Genomic DNA, 26,611 nt, shown 5'->3' on the forward strand with positions numbered 1-26,611 from the left:
AAGGGACAGAGCAGTTATTGGTCGAACCGTGTGGGCGCCAAGCCAGTCAACTCCGCGGCACCAACAGCGGCACCGCCCCGCTGACGGAGCGTCGCCGGTTGATCTGCGTGAGGACGAGGATCATGCGGGGCGAGTCGAAGTTGACGTACACGCCGCCGATCTCCTTGAAGTCCGGCATGGGACGCGTCTTCGCGGTGCCGTCGGCACTGATTTCGTAGAGGCCGTCGATACCGGCGGCCCACAAGGCATCGCCTTGTGTCGACAGGCCGAAGAACGCGACCGTGGACCACGGCTCGCCGGCCTCCGTCTTCGGCCCTTCCATCGGCCTGGAGTACAGGCGCCGCACGTTGGTGCCGCAGACCTCAACGATGCGACCGTGCGCAATCATGTGCACGAGACCGACAGCCGCCGCGATGCACTGGCTGTTCCAGGGCTCGGTGACGATGCCGTTGATCGGGTCGCAACCGGCATCGAGCAGACCGCCGCAGATTTCGACGGATCCTTTGCTCTCGATCGTCGAGACGCTGCCGGTGCGCCGATCGATGCGCCGCAAGCCACCACCCCACTCGCCGGCATTGAAGCCGACGAAGACGCCAGCCGGGGTGTCGCGCACGGCGGCCACCGGTTTCACGTCAAGCGATTCGGACAGTCGCACGGCGCGATGGTCGGCATGGTCGAAGTCGATCAGCCGGCGAGTCGTCAGCAGGGAAATTCCCGGGCTGTCGCACATCAGCGCGAGCACGCGTTCCTTACGGAGCGACAACGTCGCGTCGATGGACCATTTGCCGTGGTCTCTCGTGCGCAAAGACCCCTTCGTGCATCCATCACGTTGGCAAGTGAACGCGAACAGCGTGTGCTGATGGATGCAGATGTCGTGCACCGGTTCCGCAAGCGCCGTTTCCTCCACGCGCTTGTCGCTGCCTTCGGTGATGCTGGAGAGCTCGCCGGCATCGGTCAGGAGCCACAGTCGCCCTTCGACGAACACCGCGCGCGCGATAAATGCCTGCTGGCCGTCCCGATGGGGCTCGATGGAGAGGGCGGCAACGGGCAGCAGAAGCCCGAGCATCAGCGAGGCGAATGGACCCGGCGTTTTCATCGTCCCCTTCAGCGCAACCCCGACCCGACGTGAATGGTAACGCCGGGCGGCAGCATGGCGCTGCGCATCACGCGCGACGCACGATTCGCGCAACCGAGAACACGACCCCCACGCAGACCCACACCAACGCCGCATTCACGACGAGATGCCCCTGCTTGCCGGTGTCGGCGAGGCCATCGCCGAGGATCGTCACGGCGAGCGTGCCAAGCATCGTGACCGCGACGAGCGCGGCGAGGTCGAGCGCGCGCGCGCCGCGGCGCGGGCCGGGGCGACGCAGCAACACGACCAAAGCAAGCAACGGCGCCGCGAGCAACACGAGTTGCAACCACGGCCACGCATGCAGCAGGCGACCGATGCTCGGCAGCGCGGGGATCGTGGCGAAGTCGCGGCCTTCGATCTGGCCCAGGTTCTTGGCGATCCACGGATCGAGCGCGAGTACACCGTGGCCAGCGAGGCGGAGCGCGATGCGCGGGTGCGTGGCGAGCGTGCGCAGCTCCGCGCCGCGGCGGAAGCCGTCGAGGCCGCGGCAGACGCGTTCGGGCAGGTCCGGCAGTTCCCATGCGTGCAGGCCGACGTATTTCGCGCAGTCGGGATCCACGTGCAGTTCCTCGAGCAACGCGCGCTTGTCCTCGGCGAACGGCAGCAGCGCGGTGAACAATACGTCGGCGCGGTTGTACTGGTCGATCGCGTCCATCAGCGGGCCTTCGCGCTGCAGCTGCACGACCTGCAGCGACAGCCCGGCGAAGGCGCCGCCGGCGAGCGCGAGTGCGCGCCAGCTCGTGCGGCTCGAACGGGCGCGGTCGAGCAGAAACACCACGGCGGCAAGCCCGAGCGGCAGCACCAGATGCTGGATCTTGCTCGCCGCGAGCGCGAACGCGACGAGCGCGAGGATCGCGAGCCGGCGCCGGCTGCGCGCCTCGTCGCGCCACAGCAGCGCGAGCGCGATGGTCGCGTACGCGGCCAGCAGCGCAGTCCATTCCGCATAGAACGTATTCATGTACAGCGTGTTGCCGGGATCGGCGAACACCAGCGGCACGAGCGCCGCATTCGCGAGCGCCGCGCGCATGTCGCCGCGACGCAACCACGCGCGCGACAACCCGATCGACAGCGCGAGCAGCGCGAGCCAGCGCAAAGCGCCGACCCAGCGCACGTCGTGCACCTCGCCAAGGCCGAGTGCTTCTTCCGCATGCCAGACCGCGGCGGTCGCGGCGGTGAAGGCGAGTTCGCTCGACCAGTAGCAGAACGGCGTCTCGACCGGCAGGAAGCGGTAGTCGGAGAACGGCGACTGCGGGCTGTTGGTCTGCGGCGGGATCGCGAGCGGACGGTCCGGATGGAAGCCGAAGCAGGTCGTGTAGCGCGTCTGGTCGTAGCTGTTCGCGTACGCGTGCAGCGGATCGTGCGACCACAGCACGAACGCGCGCAGCGTGCCGGCGAGCCAGAGCAGGACGAGCAGCGCGATGACGCCGCGCGAAACGATTCGCTCGTTCTCCACCCGCCCTCCCGGCCGATCGTGCGGCCCTGCCGATCCAGCCGGACAGTCTAGGGGGCCTGTGTGACACGGCTCAATGCGGCGGCTGGCGGGACCGGATCCACTCGCGGCGGGGGCATTTCGGGCCCGTTCAGCCGAAAACGCCGCTGGAGGCCCGTTTTGCGGACTGGTTCACGAAACCGGGGTCGACGGGGTCGCAGGGGGGACGCGACGCACCACCGGGCGCACCCCCCGGGACCCGGTGCTAGGATGCTTTCCACTCGGGGAATCCTCCCCGGAGGGAGCTGTCATGAGAACGCGTCTTGGCCATTACGACATCGTCGCCGAACTGGGCCGCGGCGGCATGGGTGTGGTCTACAAGGGCTACGAAGCCTCGTTGAACCGTTACGTCGCGATCAAGGTGCTGGCGGATTCGCTCGCCCACGACGAAGCGGTGAAAGAGCGCTTCCTGCGCGAGGCGCGCAGCATGGCGGCGCTCAACGATCCGCACATCATCCAGATCTACTTCATCGGCGAAGACGAGGGACAGACCTACTTCGTGATGGAGTTCGTCGAGGGCGAGTCGCTCGGCTCGATGCTCAAGCGCGACCACAAGCTCACCGTCGAGCAGTCGGCGAAGGTGATCCAGCAGACCGCGCTCGGCCTTGCCACCGCGCACGACCGCGGCGTCGTGCATCGCGACATCAAGCCCGGCAACCTGATGATCTCGAGCCGCGGCGCGATCAAGATCGCGGACTTCGGCATCGCGCTGTCGAACCAGGACCTGTCGAAGAAGCTCACCACCACCGGCGAATTCGTCGGCACCCCGGGCTATCTCTCGCCGGAAGTCTGCCTCGGCAAGCAGGTCGACCAGCGCTCGGACATCTTCTCGCTCGGCATCGTGCTGTTCGAGATGCTGACCGGCAAGATGCCGTTCAACGACGAGTCGCCGCTCGGCCTCATGCTCGAAGTGGTGAAGGCGCAGATCCCGGACGTGCGCGAACTCAACAAGGACGTCGATCCGCAGATCGCGCACATCCTCGCCAGGATGATCGCGAAGGAGCCGGCCGAGCGCTACCAGAACTGCCACGACCTGGTGGCCGACCTCAACACGCACCCGCTCGTCGCGAAGGGCGGACCGATCACGGTGCAGACGAAGATGTCGACCGCCGCCGCCACCCTGATCGGACAGAAGACGCCGGTAGCGGGTCAGGCCTCGCTGCCGAAAACCCCGCAGACACCGATGAGCAACATCGCCGCCCAGGCGAACACGCGCATCACCGCGGGCAACCATCCGGCACCGCCGCCGGGTGCCGGCGCCGCCGCGCATCAGGCCGTGCTTGATCGCCCGACGTCGATCGGCGGGCAGAAGCGCAGCTCCGCCTTGCCGTGGGCGATCGCCGCCGCGCTGCTGGTCGGCGTCGCCGCCGGTAGTTGGGCGATGCGCGACCGTCTCGGGTTCGGCACGTCCGCGCCGACCACGACGACGACGGTTGCGCCGTCGACTCCGCCGGCCACCAGCGTCGCGACGACCACGCCGGCGCTGACGCCGCCGACTCCGCCTGCGCAGCCGAACGCCGTCGCGACCACGCCGGCAGCCACGCCGGCAGCGACCAGTGTCGCGTCGACGACGTCCGCGAGTGCGACCAGCGGCGATGCGGTCGCGACCGCGACGAACGATCCTGCCGCCCCGGCCGCGCGCGCGTCGCAGGCCGGCATGGAAGCGCTGAAGGACCTGCCCGCCGCGAAGGCTGCCGCCGACGCCGCCGCCGATGCTCCGGCAGCGCGTGTCGCGATGGTGACCCCGGTCGAGAAGCCGGCCGTGCCGGCGCGCCCGCGCGTGCCGACCATCGCGGTCGTCGCGTCGGGTGACGACGTGATCTCCTCGCCCGCCGGCGACAGTCTGGTCAGCCAGTTGCAGAACCGTGGCTTCCGCGTCATCGAAGGCCACAACACCAGCGCGCGCGCGTACGCCGGCAAAGCCGACGCGGTCGTCGTCATCCATGCGCGCCCGGTCGGCACGCAGCAGATGAACTACTACGGCCAGAGCTCGACCCTGTACACGGTGCAGTTCGGCGTGAAGGCGTACCGCGTCAGCGACGGCAGCGTGCTGTGGAGCGGCAGCGGCGATCAGGTGAACTTCACCAGCCTCAACGCCGCCGAGAAGGCGCGCGAGGCCATCGAGCCGCTGCTCGACAACGTCGACAACCGCCTCGCCGAGTTCCGCTCGCGCGGCGGCCGCGGCTGAGGCAAAGCGCTTCAGGGGAGGGACCTGGGCGGGCTGCACTTCGGTGCAGCCCGCGCCGGTTTTCGGGGCGCTGCCGTCGTGCCCGCCATACGCATACGCGTCCACGCCATGCCCGCCATCGACGACATCAGCCAGCTGCTCACGCGCGCCCGCTCGGGCGACCAGGGTGCGTGGAACCGTCTCGTCGACCTCGTCTACCCGGAACTCAAGCGACTCGCGCGCGGCGCCCGCGCCCACCCGCGCGACCACACGCTCGGCACCACCGCGCTCGTACACGAATGCTACCTGCGGCTCGCGCGCGCGGCCGGGTTGCCGCGCGACCACGACCACCTGCTCGCGCTGTCGGTGCGCATCATGCGCCAGGTGCTCGTCGACCATGCGCGCGAACGCCTCGCGCAGAAGCGCGGCAGTGGCGAGGCGGCGCTGCCGATCGACGACGTCGATCCCGGCGACGAGCAACCGTTCGAACAACTGGTCGAGATCGACGACGCGCTGCGCCGACTCGCCACGAATGAACCGCGCCAGGCGCAGGTGTTCGAGTGCCGCTACTTCGGCGGCCTCAACGACGACGAGACCGCGCTCGCACTCGGCGTCTCGGCGCGCACGGTGCACCGCGACTGGGACCAGGCGCGTGCATGGCTTGCAGGCACGCTCGGCCCGGCCTGATCGTCGCGTCGCGCTTCGCGCCTCGGTCGCGCGCAGGGTGCGCCCCTACGGAAAATGCACGTGCGCGCGCACGTCCCGCGCGGCGCTGCAGGAGCCAACCTTGCGGGTGACGGGCGCTCGGCCAGGCTGATCGCCCTTGTGGGAGCGGCGGAAGCCGCGATGCTTGGCGATCGACGGCGAGGGCATCGCGGCTTCCGCCGCTCCCACAAGGGCGGTTGCTCCCATTCACGGCAACGCCGCGCGCGCGGCGATCAACGGCGCCAGCGACGGATGCTGCTCGTCGACCTGCGCGCGCATCGCGGCGATCACCGCGTCGAGCTGGCCGATTCCTTGTGCGATATCGCCCTGCGCGATCAGCAGGCGCGCACGCACGCCGCGCAGGCCGAGCCGGCGCAGGTCGTTCTCGCCGAGTTCGGCGGCGGCGGCGTCGCCTGCGTCGAGCGCGGTGCGCGCTTCGTCGTAGCGTCCGAGCTCGCGCAACGCATCGGCCTGCGCGCGACGCGCGCTCGCCATCATGTAGCGCGGGGTGTCGGGCGTCGCGGCGATGATGGCAATGCTGCGGTCGAATGACACGAGCGCATCGGCGGGCCGGCCCTGGCGCATGCGGATCGCGCCGAGGTTGACCAGCGACGGGATCAGTTGCGCGGAGCGCGCGCCCTGCACGCGCTCGCGTCGCCCGAGCAGGTCGCTGAACAATTCCGCCGCTTCGTCGTAGTGCTTGGCATACACGAGTTGCATGCCGAGTTCGTTCTGCATGAACAGCGCATCGAGCGTATCGGCGCCGTAGCGCGCGGCCTGTGCGTGGTGCGCCGCGCGCAGGGTCGCGAGCGCGTCGTCGGCATGGCCTTCCGCCTGCTCGACGAACGCGAGCGTCACCTTCGCCTTCAGCGTCGCCGGGTTGTCGGCGCCGCGCGTCGCCGACAGCGCCGCGACCGCGCGGCGCGCTTCGGCGGCGGCGCGCAAGGGTGCGCCGATCAGGCGCGCGTCGTCCGCGATCAGGTAGTCGGCCTCGCCGCTGATCGCGTTCGGCTGGCCGAGCGCGGCGTCCGCACGCACGCGCAGCGCGGCGAGGTCGGCGGCTTCGGACATGTCGGGATTGCGGCGCTCGGCGTTCTCGAGCAGCCGCAACGTGTATTCAAGCGTGTCGCGGTGGTCGCGCCCCAGCGTTCGCTCGGCGTCGGCGACGACGCCCTTGAGCACCTCTTCCGCATCCTCGAAATGGTTCGTCGTGGTCAGGATCATGCCGCGCTCGGCGCGCGCACGCAGGCCCTCGACGCTGTCGCGCCGCACGCCCTGCAGTCCGATCGCGCGATCGAGCAGGCCGAGCGCGACGTCGAAGTCGCCGAACTGGTAGCGCAGGTCCGCGAACGTGGTCAGCACGCGCGCGGCGATCGCCGGCTGCTGCGCAAATCGCTGATCCACATGGCCTTCGGCGATGCGCAAGGCTTCGCGCACGCTCATGTCCGGCGCATCGGGTGCGCGGTTGGAAGGATTGGCGGCGTCGAACAGGTCGTCGTTGAGGAACTCGAGCACCGATGTCGCCGCGTGCGCCTGGTAGGTCGCGTTGTCGCGTTCCGCGCGCAGCTTCCAGGTGAAGAACGCGGTACCACCGACGAGCAGCGCCAGCGCGAGTGCGGGGAGCGCGACACCGAGCGGGTGGCGCTGCAGGTAGCGCGTGGCGATGTACGCCGGCCGGCGCGGCAACGCACGCACCGGGCGGCGCTCGAGGAACGCACGCACGTCGTCGGCGAGCGCATCCGCGGTCGCGTAGCGTGCGGCCGGGTCGACGGCCGTCGCCTTGCGCACGATCGCCGCGAGGTCGCTCGGCAGGTTCTCCGGCAGAGCCATCGGCGCGGCGGGGTCGGCAGATGCCTGCGTCGGCTGCGCGGCGAGCGTCGCCTGCTGCTCCTCGTCGTCGCACGCGAGCGAGGCGAGCAGGCGCCCGAGCTGGTAGACGTCGCCGGCGACGGTGACGGCTTCGCCGCGCACCTGTTCGGGACTCGCGAAACCCGGCGTGAATGCGCCGCTCGCGAGGCCGTCGTCCTGGCCGAGCAGTTGCGCGATGCCGAAATCGAGCAGGCGCGCGCCGCCGCCGCGTTCGACCAGCACGTTCGACGGCTTGATGTCGCGATGGATGAGGCCGCGCGCGTGCGCGTGCGCGACCGCGGCGCACACCTGCAGGAACAGCGCGAGGCGTTCGCGCAACGGCAGCGACTCGCGTACGCAGTGGCGGTCGAGGCGTTCGCCGTCGACGAAGTCCATCGCGAGCCACGGGCGTCCATCCTCGCTGCGTCCGCCGTCGATGAGGCGCGCGATGTGCGGATGGCGCAGGTCGGCGAGCGCCTGCCGCTCGCGCCGGAACAGTTCGGCGCCGGCATCGTCGGCCTGCGCGTGCTGCATCCACTTCAGCGCGACCTGCTGCTCGTATTCGCCGTCGGCGCGTTCGGCGAGGTAGACGATCGCCATGCCGCCGCGACCGAGTTCGCGCACGACCCGGTATGGGCCGATCGCCGCGCCGCGCGCGAGTTCGTTCGCGCGTTCGCGCTGGCGCAGCAGCGACGCCGCCACGCCTCCCTGCAGCGCACCCCCGGTGCGCAGCGCTTCCGGATCGATCGGCATTGTCGGACTCCCCAGTCGTCGCCGACGAGTGTAGCGCCGGGCGATGGCAAAACCCGCCCCGTTCTTCCGTGCTGACAGATCGAGGGCGATGCAACCGCCCGACCGACCCGGAGCCGAATGACCATGCCAACCGTTCCCGCCACACTCGCGACCCTGGCCTTGGCGACCGTCGCCTGCGCATGCGCCCAGGCTGCCGAACCCGCGACCGATTTCAGCGCGTTGATCGTCAAGGGCAGCATCGGCCTGCCGGGGGAGCTCGGCGCGACCTCGATCAGCGCGCTCGCCGCCGGCGACTTCGACTGCGACGGCAACGCCGACATCGCGATCGGCGACGCGGACAGCACGGTCGGCACGCATGCGGGCGCAGGTTCGGTGACGATTGCGTTCGGCGACCGGCTGCTGCCGATCCGCGTGACCGGCCAGCGTTTCAACCAGAGCAGCAGCGGCGTGCAGGGTGGCGCCGAAACCGGCGACGAATTCGGCGCCGCGCTCGCCGTCGCGGATGTCGACAACGACGGCTGCGACGACCTCGCCGTCGGCATTCCGGGCGAGGACACCGGGTCGCCGACGATCAACGACGCCGGCGGCGTCGGCGTGTTCCGCGGCAGCGCCACCGGCGTGCGCTTCGACGACGACGTGTTCCTGCCGCGCGCGAGCGAAGCGGCGCCGAACGGCCCGTCGGACCAGCACCGCAAGGGCACCAGCCTCGCGATGCTCGATCGGTTCACCTCGGCGAGCAGCCTGCCGATGCTCGCGATCGGCACGCCCGGCCACAGTCCGTTCCCGAACATCTCGGCCGGCGGCGCATCGATCCGCCGCAGCAACACCGACCCCGGCGATTTCATCGGCCTCGTCACGTTCGTCGATCGCGGCGGCGCCGGCTTCGGCAACGTCACGACCGACGACCTAGGCAACGTCATGGCGAGCGGCGACTTCGACCACGACGGCCACGCCGATCTCGCGCTGTACGGCCGCCACAAGGACGGCGGCCAGCACGACGAAGGCTACGTGCTGATCGCCTACGGCGCCGACACGCTCGCCGGCGTGACCTACGAGCGCATCGACCAGGATTCGCCCGGCGTGCCGGGTGCGGCCGAATCGGCCGACGAATTCGGCTCGGCGCTCGCGAGCGGCGACTTCGACGGTGACGGCTTCGACGACCTCGCGGTCGGCGCTCTCAGCGAGGATATCGACGGCGTGTTCAACGCCGGCTCGGTCACGATCCTGTTCGGCTCCGGCGCGGGCCTGCTGCTCAATGCCTTGAGCAGCGTCGCCTACGATCAGCGCGATTTCCCGGATCTCGCGATGGAAGCCGGCGACGAATTCGGCGGTGCGCTCGCGAGCGGCGACTTCAACCGCGACGGCTTCGACGACCTGCTGATCGGCGACCAGGGCGAAGACATCGGCAGCACCCTCAACGCCGGCATCGTGTTGCACGTGCCGGGCAGCGCAGGCGGCTTGGTGCCATCGGCCGCGCGCGGCTTCAGTCTGGCGACCGCCGGCATGCCCGAATCGCCCGCGGCGGCAGATCGTTTCGGCGCGCAACTGGCGGTCGGCGACTTCAACGACGACAACCTCGACGATTTCGTCGTCGGCCTGCCCGGCCGCAAGGATGGCGGCGGTACGGTCAAGGGTGCGATCGCGCTCGTCTATTCGGTCAGCGACACGACGACGACGATCGCCTCGGTCGATCCGCCGGTCGGTGCGGTCGAATCCAGCGTGATCGTGCACGTCAGCAATCGCCGCACGCCGGTCGTCGGCCTGCCGCTCGGCCGCGGCACCGTCACGGTGACGTCGTCGCAGGGAGAAAGCTGCAGCACGACGATTGCTTCGAACGGCCTCGGCCACTGCACGCTCGCGGTGCACGGCGCCGGCAGCGTGACCATCAACGCGCACTACTCCGCGCAGATCGGTTTCCGCGCGAGCGACGCGGCGCCGTTCGCGTACACCGTGCAGGACGACGACACGATTTTCCGCAACGGCTTCGATGCCGCGAACTGACCGGAGAGACCATGAACCTGTCGACACCACGGCGCGGCCTGCGCCACCTCCTGCGCACGAGTCCGTGCCTTGCGATGCTGTTCGCCGGCGGCGTGGCCATTGCGCAGACCTGCGTCGCGCCGCCATCCGGGCGCGTGTACTGGCTTGCCGCCGACGGCGACCTCGACGATCGCGCGCGGTTCTACAATGGCTTTGCCGGCGGAGACGTTCCGTTCGTGCCGGGCAAAGTTGGCGAAGCGGTCAATTTCGACAGCGACCAGGACGTTGTCGCGACCGACGTCACGACGGACGAACAGAGGGCGCTCGAAAACACGTTCACGTGGGAGTTGTGGGCGCGCCCGACCGACACGACGCCCGATTGTGCCGAGGGTGCGGAAGGAAATTGCTCGGGCGTGGCGCAACGCTACGCGATCTTTCCGCAGCATGGCGATTTCAGCGACGACGCGGGCCTCGGTCTCGTCATCGGGACCAACGCGATCTGCGTGAGCGAACACGCGAGCTCGCATGTGCCTTGCCTGCTGCGGTACGACACCCTGATCAGCGATTGGACCCACATCGCCGTCGTGGTCGAAGATCGCAGGCCGCGCCTGTACGTGAACGGCGTGCTCGTGCGCACCGGCGTGCAGAGCGCACGCACACACGTCTTTGCGTCATGGGACACGATCGGCAGCGGTCGCGGCCTTGGCCACTTTCGTGGCGATCTCGACGAGGTCTCGCTGTACGACCGCGTGCTCACCGACGCCGAGATCCAGGGCATCTTCGCCGCGGGCAGCAACGGCAAATGCAAGCCGGCGTGCGAGATCGAAAGCCACTTCGATGCGTTCGAACACGCGCAGGTGACCGCGACGAGCGGGATCCTGTCGAACATTCCCGACGGCCTGTTCGGCGCGTCCAACGCGTTGCCCGAGGTCGACTCACTGCTGTTCCAGGACAACATGCCGGACGGTTTCAGTCATTCGATCGAATGGCACACCGCTGCACCGGTCGAACTCGATCATTTCTCGCTGTCCGGGTTCGCCGGCCAGCCGTCGACGTTCCAGCGCGCGTTCCGCGACTTCAAGCTGTTCGCGCGCGACACGGGCACAGGCCAGTTCGTGCCGGTCTATGACAGCCCGGTGCGCACGCCCTATCCCGTCATCGGCGGCGACTATCGCCTGCATCGATGCGCGAAGGTGCGCCCGCGCGTCGCACAGGATTTCCGCGCCCAGTTCATCCAGCACGGCGAGGGGCCGTTCTTCGGGCCGCGCGTGATGGAACTCGACGGCTTCGCGCCGGACCTGATCTTCGCCGACGCGTTCGAGTCGCCCGCGCCATGAGCCCGCCTCGTCTCTTGCTGGGGAAACCGATGAACGCATCGCTCGCATGCGCACTGCTTGCAACCTCGCTGTGCTGCGCCACCGGCGCGAGCGCCGCGCAACCACCGGCCGTGCTGACGACGTTCGGCGACGGCGACATCGCGGCCGTGCTCGCCCATCCGGATGCCGGACTGCCGGCGCCGGCGCAGACGGTCGGCAGCGGTTTCGGCAGCGCGGTGGATCCGCACGGCCTCGACTTCGTGCGCGTCGACGAAGTGCTCGTCGCGGATTTCACGCTGCCGCAGCTCGCGCGCCTGCGCGTCGGCGACGCCAGCGTGCGCGGCGTGATCACGCTCTCGACGCGCACGAACGCGAACGGCACGCTCGCGGTGTCACCGAACGGGAACTATGCGCTCAGCTTCGGTGAAAGCAGCGGCGGCGTCGCCGAGTCGGCGGTGGTGAGCGGATTCGGCAGCGGTGCGATCCGCGTGCAGGCCGGAGCGCCGAACCTGCGCGTACGCCGCTTCGTCACCGCGGCGATCGACTTCGATCGGTCTGGGCGAGCCTATGTCTGCCATACCACCGGCGTCGCCGCGCTCGATCCGCCCTACGCCGCTACGCTGTTCGACGTCGCCTTGCCGACGACGACCTCGACGTCCGTGTGCCGGCTGAGTCGCGACGGCCAGCACCTGTTCGTCACGCGCGCGAGCGCCGGCATCGGCATCGCGACCGCTCCGTTCTCGGCTGCAACGATACCGACCGTGATCGCCGCACCCGCCGGTGTCGGCGCGCTCGGTGCGATCGGCGTTTCGCCGGACGGCAACGCGGTGCTGGTCGCGCAGACGAACCCGGCCAACGCAGGTGCAACCCGTGCGCGGCTGTTCCTGCTGCGCGCGCCCTATACCCCTGCGGCGACGATGCAGGAGCTGGTCTTGCCGGCGGCCGTCAGTGGCAGCACCTGCACGCCGGCCAGCGGCGGCACGTCGCAGTGCCCGGGTTTCGAGGACATCAGCGTGAGTCCGGACGGTCGCCTCGCGATCGTCACCGGCAACAGTTCGGTGCAGGACACGGGTTTCAGCGGCCGCGCTCCCCTGCTCGTGATCACCGATCCGTTCGAGGACGCCACGCGCGCGATGCATGCGGTAACGATCGGTACCGCGGCCAGCGCGAACGAGGGGCGCGGCACCGGCAGCGTGCGCATCGAACCGGCGGACCTGCGCATCTTCGCGGACGGCTTCGAGCACTGACGCGCCGGGGCGAGCCGCGCCTGCAGTCTTGCTTCATTCCGCCGCGGCGACGCGCAGGTAGATCGTCCACAGCGCGATGTCGTTGGCCTTCTCCGCCGTGCCGCCAGCGGCGGCCATCTGGCTGTCCTGCAGCGCGAGCCCGGCGTCACTCCACGCCGCGCCCTGGCTGAAATCGGTCAGCGCACGCGAGAACACGTTCACCGGCGACTCGCGTTCGAGTTGCGCCGCGCCCGTGAAGTCGACGCCGGCCTGGGCAATCAGCACGCGGCAGGCACCGCTGCGGCAATCGATGGAGATCAGCGACGGGTGGCTGTTGTCCATGTGCAGGTTCGCGAGCCAGTTGGCGAAGACGTCGTGCACGATCGCCTGCGTGGCCTTCGCGCCATCGCCGCCTTCGTCATGCGCTTCGTAGGCCTGCTGTGCGGCGACCGCACGCGCGTCCTGCGCGTCGTTGCCGTGCGGATCGTCGAGGGCTTCGATGCGCTGCGCGAACAGGTCGGCTGCACGCTCGTCGTGCGGATCGGGCTTTGTCGCCGGTGACTGCGCACCATGCGCATCCTCGCCGGGCCGCGATCCGGCATCGGCTGCGCCGGCAGGCGCGTCTGCCGACGGCGACATGCCCGCGATCTCTTCGGCCGTGGCCGGTTGTGCAGGCGCCGCATCGCGGGGCGCCGCATCGTCGGGCGCGACAGCCGGTGCGGGATCGACGGGTGTTTCATCCGCGCCGTCCTTCGCTGCATCGACTTGGGCCGGCGTCGCCATCGAGGGCGGGCGCGGGGCAGCGGCTACGGGTGCGGGCGGGGGCAATGCCGGCGCAGGCTCGGGCATCGCCGTTGCCGGCACTGCGGGGGGCGCCGACCGTGCCGGCGACGGCGACGGCAGCTGCACGAGCGGCGCGCGCGTCCCGGATGCCGGCTCGCGCGGAAGCAGGAACCAGGCCGCACAGGCGAGCAGCGCGAAAACGGCGGCGGATACGAGCAGGGTCTGGCGCTGCATGCGGGTCTCGGCGTGCGACGACGGTGGATTGTCGCCCACGCGGCGCGCGCCTGCACGCCTCGTGTGCACGCCGGCGCGTCCGGGACTACGATGGCTGCGCCATCGCCTGGCGCAACCTTGGGGATCGACCATGAAGACGACGTTTTTCGCCGCAGTCACGTTCGCGTTCGCAATCGCGGGTCCGGCCGGCGCGGAAGAGCCCGCGCAGCCGAAGATGAGCAAGGAACAGCAGGAAATGATGGCCGCGTACGAGCGCATGGGCGCGGTACGCGCCGAGCAGCACCAGCTCGAATACTTCGTCGGCGACTGGAGCACGAAGAGCACGATGTGGATGGACCCGAAGGCGCCGCCGCAGGTCAGCGAAGGCAAGTCGCACAGCGAGGCGATCTTCGGCGGCCGCTACATCGAGACGAAGTTCGAAGGCAACATGATGGGCGAATCGTTCAGCGGCCGCGGCACGATGGGTTACGACAATCTCGGTGGCCGCTTCTTCATCACCTGGATCGACAGCATGTCGACGGGGTTCTGGCTCTCGTACGGCAGCTACGACAAGGCGAGCAACAGCTACACCTATCGCGGCTCGATGCCGGATCCGATGGCACCGAAGACGAACGTCGCCGTGCGCGTGGTCGTGCGCATCATCGACCCGAGCCATTACACGTTCGAGTGGAACGAGACGCACAAGGGCAAGGAAGCGAAGACCATGCAGATCGAGTACACCAAGCTTTGACCGGCACGGAAGGATAGCGAGCAGTGCGGCCAAGCCCCGCCTTTGCGCGCGGCTTCGACGGAACGTTGTAGGGCGGTACGCGCTTTGCGCGTGCCGCCGGTTCGTTTCGACCGAAGGTCGCCGCGGCGGCGGGACTCGCGCGATGCGCTCGACCCGCCCTACAGGGACGAGAGGTTCGCGTAGGCGAGCACGAGGCGCTTGCGCCCGGCTGCGGCGAAATTCACTTCGACCAGGGTGTGCGCGCCGGCGCCCTCGTAGGCAAGCACGACGCCTTCGCCGAAGCTCGCATGGCGCACGCCCTGGCCGAGCTTGAACGGCATCGCCGTTTCCTGCAGCACGGCGCGGCCGGCAAATGCGGGGCGGCTGACCTGCACCTTCGGGCGCACCTCGTGCAACAGCTGCGGCGGGATCTCGCCGAGGAAGCGCGACGGCCGCGCGTACGACTCGACCCCGTGCAGGCGGCGCGATTCGGCGTAGGTCAGCACGAGGTTTTCGCGCGCGCGCGTGATGCCGACATAGGCGAGCCGCCGTTCCTCCTCCAGCCGCCCCGGTTCCTCGGTCGACTTCTGGCTCGGGAACAGGCCGTCTTCAAGTCCGACCAGGAACACGTGCGGGAACTCGAGGCCCTTGGCCGAATGCAGCGTCATCAACTGCACGCAGTCCTGCCACGCCTCGCCCTGTCCCTCGCCCGCTTCGAGCGCCGCGTGCGAGAGGAATGCGGCGAGTTCGGACAGGCCGGCTTCGAGATCCTCCGGCGTGCGCCGGAAGCGCGCAGCGACATTCGAGAGTTCGTCGAGGTTCTCGACGCGCGACTCGGCGCTGCCGCGGCTGTCCTTCTCGTAGAAGTCGCGCAGGCCCGAACGCGCGAGCGCGTGTTCGATCTGCTCGGACAGTGCGAGCGGTTCGTCGACGTCCGCACTTTCGTTTGCGGACGCCGGCGTCGATCCTTCCAGCAGGCGTGCACCGGCAAGCGAAAACTCCGGCGTTCGCGAGGGCGCGAGGCAGTCGCGCGCGAGGCCCTCGATCAATTGCAGGAACGCGCGCAGCGCGTTCTTCGCGCGTCCGGCGAGCTGGTCGGCGCCGAGTTCGGCCAGCGCGGCTTCCCACAGCGACGCGTCGTCGCGGCGAGCGCGCTGGCGCAGGCCGTCGAGCGTGCGGTCGCCGATGCCGCGCGGGGGCGTGTTGACCGCGCGCTCGAACGCGGCGTCGTCGTGGCGGTTCGCGACCAGGCGCAGGTAGGCGAGTGCATCCTTGACCTCGGCGCGGTCGAAGTAACGCAGGCCGCCGTACACGCGGTACGCGATCGAGTGCTGGTTCAACTGTTCCTCGAACGTGCGCGACTGCGCGTTCGAGCGATACAGGATCGCGTGGTCGGACGGTCGCGCGCCCGCGCGCAGGTGTTCGCGTACGCGCTCGACCACGTAGCGCGCCTCGTCCTGCTCGTTGTAGGACGCATACAGTTCGATCGGTGTGCCGGCTTCGCCGGCGGTCCACAGCTGCTTGCCGAGGCGGTCGGGGTTGTGTGCGATGACCGCGTTCGCGGCGGCGAGGATGTTGCCGGTCGAGCGGTAGTTCTGCTCGAGCCGGATCGTGCGCGCGCTCGGGAAATCGCGCAGGAAGTGCTGCACGTTCTCGACCCGTGCGCCGCGCCAGCCGTAGATCGCCTGGTCGTCGTCGCCGACGACGAACACCTGCCCGCTGGTTCCTGCCAATACGCGGATCCACGCGTACTGCAGCGTGTTGGTGTCCTGGAACTCGTCGATGAGCAGGTGGCGGAAGCGTTCGCGGTAGTGGCGCAGCAGCTCGTCGTTGTGCAGCCACAGCTCGTGCGCGCGCAGCAGCAGTTCGGCGAAGTCGACCAGGCCGGAGCGTCGGCACGCGTCCTCGTAGGCGCGATAGATGTCGATCAGCACGCGATGGTTCGCGTTGTAGCCGGCATCGAGCGCGTCGGGGCGCTTGCCTTCGTCCTTGGCCGCGTTGATGAACCAGCAGGCCTGGCGCGGAGGGAAGCGCGCCTCGTCGAGGCCCAGTCCCTGGATCGTGCGCTTGACCAGGCGCTGCTGGTCGTCCGAGTCGAGGATCTGGAACGTCTCCGGCAGCTTCGCCTCGCGCCAGTGGCGCCGCAGCAGGCGGTGCGCGATGCCGTGGAACGTGCCGATCGTCAGGCCGCGCGCGCCTCCTTCGACCAGCGACTCGGTACGCCCGCGCATCTCGCCGGCGGCCTTGTTGGTGAACGTCACGGCGAGCACCGACCACGGCGACGCGCGTTCGACCTGCAGCAGCCAGCCGATGCGGTGGGTCAGTACGCGCGTCTTGCCCGAGCCGGCGCCAGCCAGCACGAGATAGTGCCCGGCCGGTGCGGTCACCGCTTCGCGCTGTGCGTCGTTGAGACCGTCGAGCAGGTAGGAAACGTCCATCCGTGCGATTGTAGCGGCGGGGCGCGTGCAAGGAACCGTGCGTTTGCCCGATCATCCGTTGCATGCCGATCCTGATCGCGCTCCTGCTGCTGTTCGGTGCCACCCGCGCGGGCGCCGACGAGGCGCCGCACTACACGCTGCGCTACGACGCGAACGCGCGCACGATGGCGGTCGCGCTGTGCCTCGCGAACGCGGCGCCGGCGTTGCGCTTCTCGGGCGACGACAGTGCGCCCCGCAATGTCGAAGCACCGCTGCGCTCGAGCGGCGGCGTGCTCGAGCGTGACGGCGACGGCTGGCGCGCACGTGACTGGCGCGCCGGCGAATGCCTGCGGTACTCGGCGGACCTCGGCCGCATCGGAGATGCGCAGGCGCGTCGCAGCATGCTGCATGCGCGAGCAACCATCACCGACCCGGCCGGCTGGCTGCTGATGGTGGACGGCAGCGGCGACGCGCAGGCGCGTGTCGAGTTGCCAAAGGGCATCGCGATCTCGACGCCGTGGATACCGCTCGCGTCGAGCGACGGCGTGCGCCGCTTCCGCATTCCGCACACGCCCGCCGACTGGCTCGGGCGGGTCGCGCTCGGCGCATGCGACGAGCGCGTGATCGCGATGGGTGGGGGCCGCCTGCACGTCGCGCTCGGCGCCGGTGTCGACCTCGCGCAGCGCGACAAGCTGCTGCGCTGGCTGGAACGCGTGGGCCATGCGGCCATACCCGCCCATGGCCGCCTGCCGCTCACCGACGTGCAAGTGCTCGTGATCCCGGTCGGTCCGCAGCGCGAAGCGGTCGTGTTCGGCCAGTCCACGCGCGGCCAGGGCAACGGCCTGACCCTGTTCGTCGATCCGGCGCAGGGCGCCGGCGAGTTCGATCGCGACTGGGTCGCGGTGCACGAGTTCTCGCACCTGTTCCATCCGCACCTCGGCGCACGTGGTGCCTGGCTCGCGGAAGGCCTCGCGACCTACTGGCAGAACGTGTTGCGCGCGCGTTCCGGTTTGCTCACGCCGCGTCGCGCGTGGGAAGAGCTCGCCGACGGTTTCGTGCGCGGCGCCCGCGACACGCGCGCGCGGGCGCGGGAGCTCGAGGACGCGTCGGCAGCGATGGAGCGCGACCACGAATTCACGCGCGTCTACTGGTCGGGCACCGCCTATTGGCTCGACGCCGACCTCGCCTTGCGGCGCGCGAGCGATGGCCGCATGAGCCTCGACGAGGTCCTGCGCCGGTTCGCCAGCTGCTGCCTGCCGAGCAAACGCGCATGGGCGCCCGAGGCCTTCGTCGAAAAGCTCGATGCGCTCGCCGGCAGCGACGTGTTCGCGCGGCGCTGGCGCGAATACCGCGCACTGCGCGTCTTCCCCGCCGCACCCGACCTCGAGTCACCCGCCGATGCGGCGATCCGTGCGGCGATCATGCGGCCGCTGCCGGCGCCGAAGGTCGAAGGCTGACAGGGCATCTCGGCCGCTGTTTGGAGCCGAGCTTGCTCGGCTCATTCCGGGCCAGGTGCAGGAAGGAGCAACGGAGCAAGCTCCCCTGTGCAAAGCGAGGCCACCGCCCAATCCGCCACTTCAGTCGCGCAGCCAGCGCAGCATGTGCGGATACGGCGCCACGCCGCGGCGACGCGCGTCTTCGCCGACTGCGCACAGGCCGAGTGCGGCAAGGCCGGCGACGCCGACGTAGACGCCGAGCGAGTACGACTGTGCGAGGCCGTGCGACTGGCCGCGATAGCCACCTGCGTGGAACAGGTCGGTGAGCGGCAGCGCGAGCTGCACGCTCGCCGCGTACGACCACGCGATCGACTCGACTTCGCCGCCGTGCTCGAAGTGCTGCTCGCTGGTCAACGCGTCGTCGAGCGCGCCACGCTGCGCCGCCGGCACGAGCGCGACGTGGCCGGCCTCGTGCAGGAGATCGGCCGGCCAGGCGAGGCGCGCCGGGTCGTACACGAGTTCGCCGCGCGTGATGCGGATGCCGGGCAGGAACGTGTCGCCGTCGAGCGTCGCCGCGCGCGGCGGCAGGCCGATGCGGGCGAGGAACGGCACGATGCGTTCGAGCATGGAATCCATGTGCGGCGCTCAGTCCGCCGGCACCGTGCGACCGCGCGCCCACGAGCGCAATGCGCCGACCTTCTCCGCCATCAGCACCGACAGCGGACGCGTGTTCGCGCACTCGGCGAGCAGTTGCGCCTGGCTCGGCGCCTTGCTGCGTTCGGCCGCGGCGGCGTACAGCGCGGCGACGACGATCTGTTCGATCTCGGCGCCGGAGAAGCCGCCGCTTGCGGCGGCGAGTGCGTCGATCGCGTACTCGTCCGGGTCGAGTCCGCGCTGGGCGAGGTGCAGGCGGAACACTTCCGCGCGCGTCCCGGCGTCCGGCAGGTCGACGAAGAAGGTCTCGTCGAAGCGGCCCTTGCGCAGCAGTTCGGCCGGCAGCTGCTGCACTTCGTTCGCGGTCGCGACGAGGAACACCGGTGCCTTGCGCTCGGCCATCCACGTCAACAGGTAGCCGAGCACGCGGCGCGACACGCCTTCGTCCTCGCCCGAGGTCGACAGCGCCTTCTCGATCTCGTCGATCCACAGCACGCACGGCGCGAGCAGTTCGGCGCTCCGCAGCGCCTCGCGCAGGTTGCGCTCGGTTTCGCCGTGGTACTTGTTGTAGAGCGTGCCGAAGTCGAGCCGCACCAGCGGCACGCCGAAGCCGCCGGCGGTCGCCTTCGCGGCGAGGCTCTTGCCGCAGCCCTGCACGCCGAGCAGCAGCATGCCCTTGGGCGGGTCGACCTTGACCGAGAGTTTCTCGCCGAGGAAGGCCGGCTTGCGTTGCGCGATCCATTGTTTGAGGCGCGCGAGGCCGCCGACACGCGCGAACTGCGCGGTTTCGTATTCGAAATGCAGCAGGCCGTCGCGGTCGAGCAGGGCATGCTTGGCGCGCGCGAGTTCGGGCAGGTCGTTCGGACCGATCGCACCGTCGTCGTAGATCAGCTTGCGCGCGATGCGCCGCGCATCGTCGAGTGCGAGTCCGACCAGGTTGCGCACGATCGCGCGCGCGGCGTCGGCATCGACGGTGACGCGGCGGCCATCGTGGTCGCGCGAGTAGCGGAATGCTTCCTCTCGCAGCATCGCGGCGAGGGCTTCCTTGTCGGGCAGGGCGAACTCGAAGCGGGTCACGCTCGCCGCGAGTTCCTCCGGCAGTTCGATGCCGGCGCCGACCAGCACCAGGGTGTGTTCGGCCGAATCCTGCCGCTGCACGATCTCGCGCAGAAGGCGCAGCGTCATCGGGTAGCGCAGGTAGGGCTGGAAGTCGAGCAGCAGGTAGACGCCGGGATCGCGCGCGCGCTTGATCGCCTGCAGGCTGAGACTCGCGTCCGGTGCCTCGCGCATCGATTCGTCGTCGTCCGGGTCGAGCACGAGGTCGAGCCGCTCCAGTCCGCCGGTGATGCGCCAGCGCCAGAGCGGTCGCAAGGCCTGCGAGATCGCGTGGCGGAACCCCTCGATCACGCCGTTCTCATCGGCGGATTCGACCAGCAGCAGCGGCGTGCGGGCCCGGAGCAGGGTGGCGAGATCCTGGTTTCTGCTCACGATCGATGGCGCGCGACGCGTCGGGGAAAGCATGCAAGCCTAGCACGGGCGGATACGGCATAATTCGCGGTCCTGCGCGGCCATCGCCCGCCTCCCGCCCGTACGAAAACACGCCATGCTCAAGGAATCCATCGAACTGCAACGTCAGGGCCGCATCGACGAGGCCGAGGCCGGCTATCGCGCGCAGCTCGCCGCGCAGCCGGACGATGTCGACGCGTTGCACCTGCTCGGCATGCTGCGCTGTCAGCGCGGCGATTTCGCCGAAGGCGCGACGCTGCTGACGCGCGCGCACGAGCTTGCGCCGGACGATGCCGGGACCGAGCTCGCGCTCGCTTCGTTGAACTATTGCGCAGGCGACCACGAGGCCGCGCGGCGCGGCTTCCATCGCGCGTTGACGCTCGATCCGAATCTCGCGGGCGCCCACGCCGGCATCGGCCAGCTTGCCCTGCTGCGCGGTGACGCGGTCGAAGCGGAGCGCCATTTCCGCACCGCGTTGCGCGCCGGCGAAGAGCCGCAGGCACTGGCCGGGATCGGTGCGCTGCTGATCGCGCGCGGCGAACACGACGCGGCCCTGCGCCATATCGCGCGCGCCGCGGAACTGGCGCCGAACGATGCACTGATCCAGTTCATGCTCGGCCAGACCTTCGGGCGGCGCGGCAATGTCGCGTTCGCCGAGCAGGCGTTCCGCAACGCGCTGCGCCTGCGTCCCGACCTTGACGTGATCAAGCCGTGGCTCGGTTCTGCCCTGTTGCAGGGCGGGCGCAGCGCCGAAGCCGGCGCGGTCTACCACGAGTTGCTCGGCGCGCCCGGATTCGTGAACGCGGCGCTGATCGGCATCGCCGACGTCGCGCGCGTGGAAGGGCGTCTCGACGATGCGATCTCCGCCTACCACGACGCACTCCGGCAGCAGCCTGGCCAGGTCATGCCCGCGCTTGCGCTCGGCTGGTCGCTGGCGCAGGTCGGTCGTTTCGACGAAGCGCTCGCCGCGTACGATGCCTGCCTCGCGGTGACCCCCGACGACAACGTGCACTGCGCACGCGCGGAATTGCTGGCCGCACTGGGCAGGCTGCCGGAGGCCGCTGCGGAACTGAAGGTCGCGCTGGCGCGCAACCCGGCCAACCTGCGTGCGCACGGCGAGCTTGCGCAGATCAGCGAACGCCTCGGCGATTTCGCCTCCGCCGATGCGCATGCGAAGCTCGTGCTTGCCGCCGGCGACGAGCCGGCGATGCGGCTGCTGCATGCGCGCACGCAGTTGCGAGAGGGCGACGCGGCCGGTGCACGCGCGACCCTGGACGCGCTCGCCCGCCATCCGCTGCCGCCGCCGCTCGCGGCGCAACGCTGGAACTTGCTCGGTCGCGCGCACGATCGCGCGCGCGAATGGACCGATGCGGTGCGTTGCTTCGCCGAAGCGCAACGCGGCTTGCCGGTCGCGATGCCGGACTACACCGATCCGCCGGCACGGCTCGATGCGGTGCTGGCGGAAGCCACCGACGCGCCGTGGGCACAGGCGCCGATCCTGCTGCTCGGTCTGCCCGGCAGCCGGGTCGAGGAGGTCGCCGCGCTGTTGTCGCGCCAGGCGCAATTGAGCGTCCATCGCCAGCGTGCCGGCGTGCAGCCGCTCGATGACGACCTGGATCTGCCGGACTTCGACCAGGCGCTCGGCGAATTTTCCGCCGCGCAACGCGAGCGCGTGCGCGAGCGCTGGCTCGCTTCGCTGCGCGCGGGCGGCGTCGCGACGGATCGCCCGGTGGTCGAATGGTTGCCGCGCTGGGATGCGCGCCTGCTGGCGCTGGTGCATCGGGCGATGCCCGGAACGCGCATCGTCGTGGTCGAGCGCGACCCGCGCGACGAACTGCTGAACTGGCTCGCGTTCGGCTGGGCACCCGGTTTCCGCTGCGACGATCCGCAGGCGGCGGCGCAATGGTTGGCGCAGGCGCGTCGGCATCTGCATTGGGGTGGCGAGGGCGCCGATCCGCGACGGCTGGTCGTTTCCGCCGATGCGCTGCTGGCCGATCCCGCCGGAGCGGGCGCCGCGCTGGCGCGGTTCCTCGGCATTGCCGCACTCGAAGGCGAGCCGGTCACGCCGCGGGGCCTTGGCGGCTTGCCGCAGTCGTTCACGGCCGGACACTGGCGCGACTACGGCGACGCGCTGGCGGGCGCATTCGAGCAGCTGCGCGCCTAGAGGCATGCGCCGGGCGAGCCGGCCTTGCCGCGGAAACGACGGTGTTAGCATGCGCGTTTGCCGAAACCAGCGAGCCGATCGATGACCGAGCAGTTCCCCGCAGCGGATGCGGCCGCGTTGCGTGCATCCGCATTCGCGCTGGCCAATCAGGGCCGCATGCTGGAAGCCGAACGCGCGTTTTCGGATCTGCTGCGCGGTAGCCCCGGAGATGCCGACGCGCTGAATTTCCTCGCCGTCTGCGCGCACGGTCGCGGTCGCGCGGACGAAGCGATGGAGTTGCTGCTGCAGGCACGCCAGGCCAATCCAGGCGATGCCGCGACGCTTGTCAATCTCGGTTCGCTGCAGCGCGAGCGCGAACGCCTGGACGACGCGCAGGCCGCCTTTGCCGAAGCGGTGCGTCTCGCGCCCGATATTCCGGCGGCGCGCCTGCGTCTGGCCGAGGTGCTCGAGGCGCGGGGCTCGCTGCGCGACGCGCTGCCGATGTATTTCGGCGCGATCATGGCCGCGCAGAAGCGCAACGCGTGGCTGAGCGACGAAACCACCGAACCGGCCTTGCGCCCGCTGGTCATGCACGCGATGCGCGTGGTCGACAGCGGCCGCCGCGCGCTGTTCACCGGCCTGCTGGCTCCGCTGCGCGAAATGCACGGGGACCTGGCGCTGCGTCGCGTCGGCCGCTGTCTCGCGACGTACCTTGGCGAGTTGCGTCCCGCGTATGCGGATCCGGCGCAGCGGCCGACGTTCCTGTACATGCCGGACCTGCCGAGCACGCGCTTCTTCGAGCGCGACCTGTTCCCGTGGTACGGCGCAATGGAGGCGCAGACGGACGCGATCCGCGCCGAGATGCAGGCGGTGTTCACTGCCGACGGCAGCGGATTCGAGCCGTTCTTCGGCCACTTCGACGACAAGAACGCGCGCATCGAGGACCATCTTCGCAATGATCGCGGAGACACGCCGGTCTGGGACGCGTTCTTCTTCTATCGCCACGGCGTGCGGTATGACGCGAATGCCGTGCGTTGTCCGATCACCGCGGCGGCACTCGACGCGACGCCGCTGTGCCGCATCCGCGAACACGCGCCCGAAGTCTGCTTTTCCGTGCTGACGCCGGGTTCGCACATCCTGCCGCACCGTGGCGTCACCAATACGCGCGTGGTCACCCATCTGCCGCTGGTCGTGCCCGAGGGCGATCTCGTCCTCAATGTCAGCGGCGAACCCATGCATTGGCACGAGGGGCGATGCTTCAGCTTCGACGACACTTTCGAGCACGAGGCGTGGAATCGCAGCGACGAGACGCGCGTGGTGTTGCTGTTCGACGTCTGGAATCCCCATCTCACGCCGGTCGAACGCGATGCGCTGACCACGCTGATTGGCGGCATCGGCGATTTCAACCGCGCCGCGGGCCTGTAACCGGCCGGCAAGCAGCGTCGGTCGGCCGCGCAGGCCTATCGGAAACTGCTCGCGCGCGCGGCCGGGAGCGGATGTACCGCGCCGCTCGACGCGGTCGGCTACGTGCCGAACCCGAGCAACGCGACGCCGAGCACGATGCGGTAGATCGCGAACGGCGTGAAGCGGTGCGTGCGGATGTAGCCGAGCAGCCAGCGCACCACGACGAACGCGGTGATGGCGGAGACGACGAAGGCGAGCGCGAGTGCGCTCCAGTCCTCGTGCAGGCCGCCGCCCTTGAGCGCCTTCAGCAACTCGTAGCCGCTCGCGGCGAACATCGTCGGGATGCCGACGAGGAAGGCGAACTCGGTTGCCGCCGCGCGATTGCCCGTGCCGGCCAGCAGGGCGACGAAGATCGTCGCGGCCGAACGCGAGGTGCCGGGAAACACGCCGGCGATGACCTGCGCGAGGCCGACGAGCACGGCGACGGTCCAGGTGATTTCGACGTGCTCCGGGCGGCGCGCCGCGAACCATTCGGCGCCGAGCATCCACACGCCGCCGACGATCAGCGCCCATGCGACCGGCGTGATCGACTCGGGCAGCTTGAAGCCGAGCCGGGCCGCGGCGAATCCGAGCACGGCGGTGATCAGGAACGCGACGACGAGTTTCGCCGCGTACGCACGGTTCTCGGCCTGATGAAGACCACTGGCGAGGCGCCACAGGCGCTCGCGGTAGATCAGCAACACCGCGAGGATGGCGCCGGCCTGGATGACCACGTTGAACACATCCGAGCGCGCGCCAAGCCAGTGCTCGGCGATCAGCAGATGGCCGGTGCTCGAAACCGGCAGGAACTCGGTGATGCCTTCGATGAGGCCGAGCAGGATCGTGCTGGCGAGGTCCGTCACGGGCATTGGGAGGCAGTGGCAGGGGTCGGCATTGTAGGGCTTGAGGCGGATGCGCCAACCTGGGGATTCCCGGTCCGATTGACGCACCAAGTTGGTGCGAAAGGCCGGCTGGCCGCAGGCGCAACCGCGCAACCACGCGGATTCCGGTGCTGGCACGGGCATTGCTCTACAGGGTCGATCCCCATTTTTCGAAGGTTAGCCATGCCCGCCCAGAACGTGCTCAAGATGATCAAGGACCATGAAGTCGAGTTCGTCGACCTGCGCTTCGCCGACATGCTCGGCAAGCAGCACCACGTGACGTTCCCGGCGCATGCGGTCGACGAATCGCTGTTCGAGGACGGCAAGATGTTCGATGGCTCGTCGATCGCCGGCTGGAAGGGCATCAACGAATCGGACATGGTGCTGTTGCCGGACGCGGACGCGGTCTTCATCGACCCGTTCATGGCACACAAGACCCTGGTCCTGCAGTGCGACGTGCTCGAGCCGAGCACGATGCAGGCGTATTCGCGCGATCCGCGTTCGGTCGCCAAGCGCGCCGAGGCGTTCCTCAAGTCGACCGGGCTTGCCGATACCGCATTCTTCGGGCCGGAGCCCGAGTTCTTCATCTTCGACGGCGTGCGCTGGCAGAACGACATGCAGAAGACGTTCTTCGAGATCGAGTCCGACGAGGGCGCGTGGTCGACGAGCGCGAAGGTCGAAGGCGGCAACTCCGGCTATCGCCCGGGCGTGAAGGGCGGCTATTTCCCGGTGCCGCCGGGTGATTCGTTCCAGGACCTGCGCAGCGAGATGTGCAAGGTGCTCGAACAGGTCGGCATGACGGTCGAAGTGCATCACCACGAAGTCGCGACCGCGGGCCAGTGCGAGATCGGCACGCGCTTCAACACCCTGGTGAAGAAGGCCGATGAACTGATGGCGATGAAGTACGTCATCAAGAACGTCGCGCACCAGAACGGCAAGACCGTCACCTTCATGCCCAAGCCCATCGTCGGCGACAACGGTTCGGGCATGCATGTGCACCAGTCGCTGTCGAAGGGCGGGCAGAACCTGTTCGCCGGCGATCTCTACGGCGGCCTGTCGCAGACTGCGCTGTACTACATCGGCGGCATCTTCAAGCACGCGCGCGCGATCAACGCGTTCGCCAACGCGACCACCAACAGCTACAAGCGCCTGGTGCCGCATTTCGAGGCGCCGGTGATGCTCGCGTACTCCGCGCGCAACCGCTCGGCGAGCTGCCGCATTCCGTTCGTGCACAGCCCGAAGGCGCGTCGCATCGAGGTGCGCTTCCCCGATCCGATGCAGTCGGGCTACCTCACGTTCACCGCGCTGATGATGGCCGGCCTCGACGGCATCCTCAACAAGATCGATCCGGGCGCGCCGGCCGACAAGGACCTGTACGACCTGCCGCCGGAAGAGGAGAAGAACATCCCGACCGTGTGCCATTCGCTCGACATGGCGCTGGATGCGCTGGACAAGGACCGTGGCTTCCTCAAGGCCGGTGGCGTGTTCAGCGACGACCTCATCGATGCGTACATCGACCTGAAGATGCAGGAGGTCACGCGCTTCCGCGCCGCGACGCATCCGCTCGAATACCAGATGTACTACGCGATCTGAGGTTCGAGTCCTCCATTCAGTCCATCCCTGGACCTGCCGGAAATTGCTCCTGCATTTCCGGCATTCAGTCCATCCCTGGACCTGCCGGAAATTGCTCCTGCATTTCCGGCATTCAGTCCATCCCTGGACCTGCCGGAAATTGCTCCTGCATTTCCGGCATTCAGTCCATCCCTGGACCTCAAAAAAGGGCGGC

At 69.4% G+C, this 26,611-nt stretch carries 18 protein-coding genes; 10 read left to right on the plus strand and 8 right to left on the minus strand.

What is annotated here, in order from left to right; all coding sequences use genetic code 11:
* Positions 1-46 precede the first annotated feature (46 nt).
* Together ACILRJ_RS02975 and ACILRJ_RS02980 are read right to left on the minus strand one after the other, a co-directional pair.
* Positions 47-1,066 (minus strand): hypothetical protein, encoded by a 1,020-nt coding sequence (locus ACILRJ_RS02975; protein ID WP_395680226.1) that lies wholly within the window; start codon positions 1,064-1,066, stop codon positions 47-49.
* Between the two features lie 97 nt (positions 1,067-1,163).
* A complete protein-coding gene (locus ACILRJ_RS02980) occupies positions 1,164-2,588 on the minus strand; it encodes a hypothetical protein (protein WP_395680228.1) in 1,425 nt (474 codons plus the stop codon).
* A gap of 286 nt (positions 2,589-2,874) precedes the next feature.
* Here ACILRJ_RS02980 and ACILRJ_RS02985 point away from each other — a divergent pair, with 286 nt between their 5' ends.
* Both ACILRJ_RS02985 and ACILRJ_RS02990 read left to right on the plus strand, forming a co-directional pair.
* Positions 2,875-4,812: a serine/threonine-protein kinase gene (locus ACILRJ_RS02985; RefSeq protein WP_395680230.1), complete on the plus strand. Its 1,938-nt coding sequence runs from the start codon at positions 2,875-2,877 to the stop codon at positions 4,810-4,812.
* 108 nt (positions 4,813-4,920) lie between these two features.
* On the plus strand, positions 4,921-5,478 hold the full coding sequence (locus tag ACILRJ_RS02990; RefSeq protein WP_395680232.1) for an ECF-type sigma factor: 558 nt from the start codon (positions 4,921-4,923) through the stop codon (positions 5,476-5,478).
* A gap of 225 nt (positions 5,479-5,703) precedes the next feature.
* On the opposite strand, the gene ACILRJ_RS02995 is transcribed toward ACILRJ_RS02990, so the two are convergent.
* Positions 5,704-8,097, minus strand: a complete 2,394-nt coding sequence (locus tag ACILRJ_RS02995) for a protein kinase domain-containing protein (protein ID WP_395680235.1) — start codon at positions 8,095-8,097, stop codon at positions 5,704-5,706.
* A gap of 123 nt (positions 8,098-8,220) precedes the next feature.
* Here ACILRJ_RS02995 and ACILRJ_RS03000 point away from each other — a divergent pair, with 123 nt between their 5' ends.
* The 3 genes from ACILRJ_RS03000 to ACILRJ_RS03010 are packed head-to-tail and all read left to right on the plus strand — an operon-like array spanning position 8,221 to position 12,640.
* Positions 8,221-10,098: an FG-GAP repeat protein gene (locus ACILRJ_RS03000; RefSeq protein ID WP_395680237.1), complete on the plus strand. Its 1,878-nt coding sequence runs from the start codon at positions 8,221-8,223 to the stop codon at positions 10,096-10,098.
* A gap of 11 nt (positions 10,099-10,109) precedes the next feature.
* Complete coding sequence (locus ACILRJ_RS03005) at positions 10,110-11,414, plus strand: LamG domain-containing protein (protein WP_395680239.1); 1,305 nt, start codon at positions 10,110-10,112, stop codon at positions 11,412-11,414.
* Between the two features lie 29 nt (positions 11,415-11,443).
* Complete coding sequence (locus ACILRJ_RS03010) at positions 11,444-12,640, plus strand: hypothetical protein (RefSeq protein WP_395680241.1); 1,197 nt, start codon at positions 11,444-11,446, stop codon at positions 12,638-12,640.
* 33 nt (positions 12,641-12,673) lie between these two features.
* Here the strand turns inward: ACILRJ_RS03010 and ACILRJ_RS03015 are convergent, their stop codons facing one another.
* Entirely contained in the window at positions 12,674-13,636 is a 963-nt protein-coding gene (locus ACILRJ_RS03015; protein WP_395680243.1) for a hypothetical protein, read from the minus strand.
* Between the two features lie 130 nt (positions 13,637-13,766).
* On the opposite strand from ACILRJ_RS03015, the gene ACILRJ_RS03020 reads away from it, so the two are divergent.
* The gene (locus ACILRJ_RS03020; RefSeq protein WP_395680245.1) at positions 13,767-14,366 is read left to right on the plus strand and encodes a DUF1579 domain-containing protein; all 600 of its coding nucleotides are present in this window, start codon (positions 13,767-13,769) and stop codon (positions 14,364-14,366) included.
* Between the two features lie 158 nt (positions 14,367-14,524).
* Here ACILRJ_RS03020 and ACILRJ_RS03025 read toward each other — a convergent pair whose 3' ends face one another.
* Positions 14,525-16,783 (minus strand): UvrD-helicase domain-containing protein, encoded by a 2,259-nt coding sequence (locus ACILRJ_RS03025; protein ID WP_395680247.1) that lies wholly within the window; start codon positions 16,781-16,783, stop codon positions 14,525-14,527.
* Between the two features lie 62 nt (positions 16,784-16,845).
* Here ACILRJ_RS03025 and ACILRJ_RS03030 point away from each other — a divergent pair, with 62 nt between their 5' ends.
* A complete protein-coding gene (locus ACILRJ_RS03030; protein WP_395680249.1) occupies positions 16,846-18,219 on the plus strand; it encodes a hypothetical protein in 1,374 nt (457 codons plus the stop codon).
* 120 nt (positions 18,220-18,339) lie between these two features.
* On the opposite strand, the gene ACILRJ_RS03035 is transcribed toward ACILRJ_RS03030, so the two are convergent.
* Together ACILRJ_RS03035 and ACILRJ_RS03040 are read right to left on the minus strand one after the other, a co-directional pair.
* Positions 18,340-18,834: a hypothetical protein gene (locus ACILRJ_RS03035; protein WP_395680251.1), complete on the minus strand. Its 495-nt coding sequence runs from the start codon at positions 18,832-18,834 to the stop codon at positions 18,340-18,342.
* A gap of 9 nt (positions 18,835-18,843) precedes the next feature.
* On the minus strand, positions 18,844-20,340 hold the full coding sequence (locus ACILRJ_RS03040) for an AAA family ATPase (RefSeq protein ID WP_395680253.1): 1,497 nt from the start codon (positions 20,338-20,340) through the stop codon (positions 18,844-18,846).
* A gap of 115 nt (positions 20,341-20,455) precedes the next feature.
* On the opposite strand from ACILRJ_RS03040, the gene ACILRJ_RS03045 reads away from it, so the two are divergent.
* Positions 20,456-22,522 (plus strand): tetratricopeptide repeat protein, encoded by a 2,067-nt coding sequence (locus ACILRJ_RS03045; protein ID WP_395680255.1) that lies wholly within the window; start codon positions 20,456-20,458, stop codon positions 22,520-22,522.
* 81 nt (positions 22,523-22,603) lie between these two features.
* Positions 22,604-23,926, plus strand: coding sequence for an aspartyl/asparaginyl beta-hydroxylase domain-containing protein (locus tag ACILRJ_RS03050; RefSeq protein ID WP_395680257.1), 1,323 nt, complete (start codon positions 22,604-22,606; stop codon positions 23,924-23,926).
* 98 nt (positions 23,927-24,024) lie between these two features.
* Here ACILRJ_RS03050 and ACILRJ_RS03055 read toward each other — a convergent pair whose 3' ends face one another.
* The gene (locus ACILRJ_RS03055; RefSeq protein ID WP_395680259.1) at positions 24,025-24,807 is read right to left on the minus strand and encodes an undecaprenyl-diphosphate phosphatase; all 783 of its coding nucleotides are present in this window, start codon (positions 24,805-24,807) and stop codon (positions 24,025-24,027) included.
* Positions 24,808-25,008: 201 nt separating this feature from the next.
* Between ACILRJ_RS03055 and glnA the strand changes: the two genes are divergently transcribed.
* Positions 25,009-26,418: a type I glutamate--ammonia ligase gene (glnA, locus tag ACILRJ_RS03060; protein ID WP_395680261.1), complete on the plus strand. Its 1,410-nt coding sequence runs from the start codon at positions 25,009-25,011 to the stop codon at positions 26,416-26,418.
* Positions 26,419-26,611 lie beyond the last annotated feature (193 nt).

It is taken from the genome of Dokdonella sp., from assembly GCF_044227025.1.
Classification (GTDB): domain Bacteria; phylum Pseudomonadota; class Gammaproteobacteria; order Xanthomonadales; family Rhodanobacteraceae; genus Dokdonella_A.

Coding starts and splice junctions, on each gene's coding strand:
- ACILRJ_RS02975 (WP_395680226.1), bottom strand. CDS start 1,066: ATGCTCGGGCTTCTGCTGCCCGTTGCCGCCCTCTCCATCGAGCCCCAT.
- ACILRJ_RS02985 (WP_395680230.1), top strand. CDS start 2,875: ATGAGAACGCGTCTTGGCCATTACGACATCGTCGCCGAACTGGGCCGC.
- ACILRJ_RS02990 (WP_395680232.1), top strand. CDS start 4,921: ATGCCCGCCATCGACGACATCAGCCAGCTGCTCACGCGCGCCCGCTCG.
- ACILRJ_RS02995 (WP_395680235.1), bottom strand. CDS start 8,097: ATGCCGATCGATCCGGAAGCGCTGCGCACCGGGGGTGCGCTGCAGGGA.
- ACILRJ_RS03000 (WP_395680237.1), top strand. CDS start 8,221: ATGCCAACCGTTCCCGCCACACTCGCGACCCTGGCCTTGGCGACCGTC.
- ACILRJ_RS03005 (WP_395680239.1), top strand. CDS start 10,110: ATGAACCTGTCGACACCACGGCGCGGCCTGCGCCACCTCCTGCGCACG.
- ACILRJ_RS03010 (WP_395680241.1), top strand. CDS start 11,444: ATGAACGCATCGCTCGCATGCGCACTGCTTGCAACCTCGCTGTGCTGC.
- ACILRJ_RS03015 (WP_395680243.1), bottom strand. CDS start 13,636: ATGCAGCGCCAGACCCTGCTCGTATCCGCCGCCGTTTTCGCGCTGCTC.
- ACILRJ_RS03020 (WP_395680245.1), top strand. CDS start 13,767: ATGAAGACGACGTTTTTCGCCGCAGTCACGTTCGCGTTCGCAATCGCG.
- ACILRJ_RS03025 (WP_395680247.1), bottom strand. CDS start 16,783: ATGGACGTTTCCTACCTGCTCGACGGTCTCAACGACGCACAGCGCGAA.
- ACILRJ_RS03030 (WP_395680249.1), top strand. CDS start 16,846: ATGCCGATCCTGATCGCGCTCCTGCTGCTGTTCGGTGCCACCCGCGCG.
- ACILRJ_RS03035 (WP_395680251.1), bottom strand. CDS start 18,834: ATGGATTCCATGCTCGAACGCATCGTGCCGTTCCTCGCCCGCATCGGC.
- ACILRJ_RS03045 (WP_395680255.1), top strand. CDS start 20,456: ATGCTCAAGGAATCCATCGAACTGCAACGTCAGGGCCGCATCGACGAG.
- ACILRJ_RS03050 (WP_395680257.1), top strand. CDS start 22,604: ATGACCGAGCAGTTCCCCGCAGCGGATGCGGCCGCGTTGCGTGCATCC.
- glnA (WP_395680261.1), top strand. CDS start 25,009: ATGCCCGCCCAGAACGTGCTCAAGATGATCAAGGACCATGAAGTCGAG.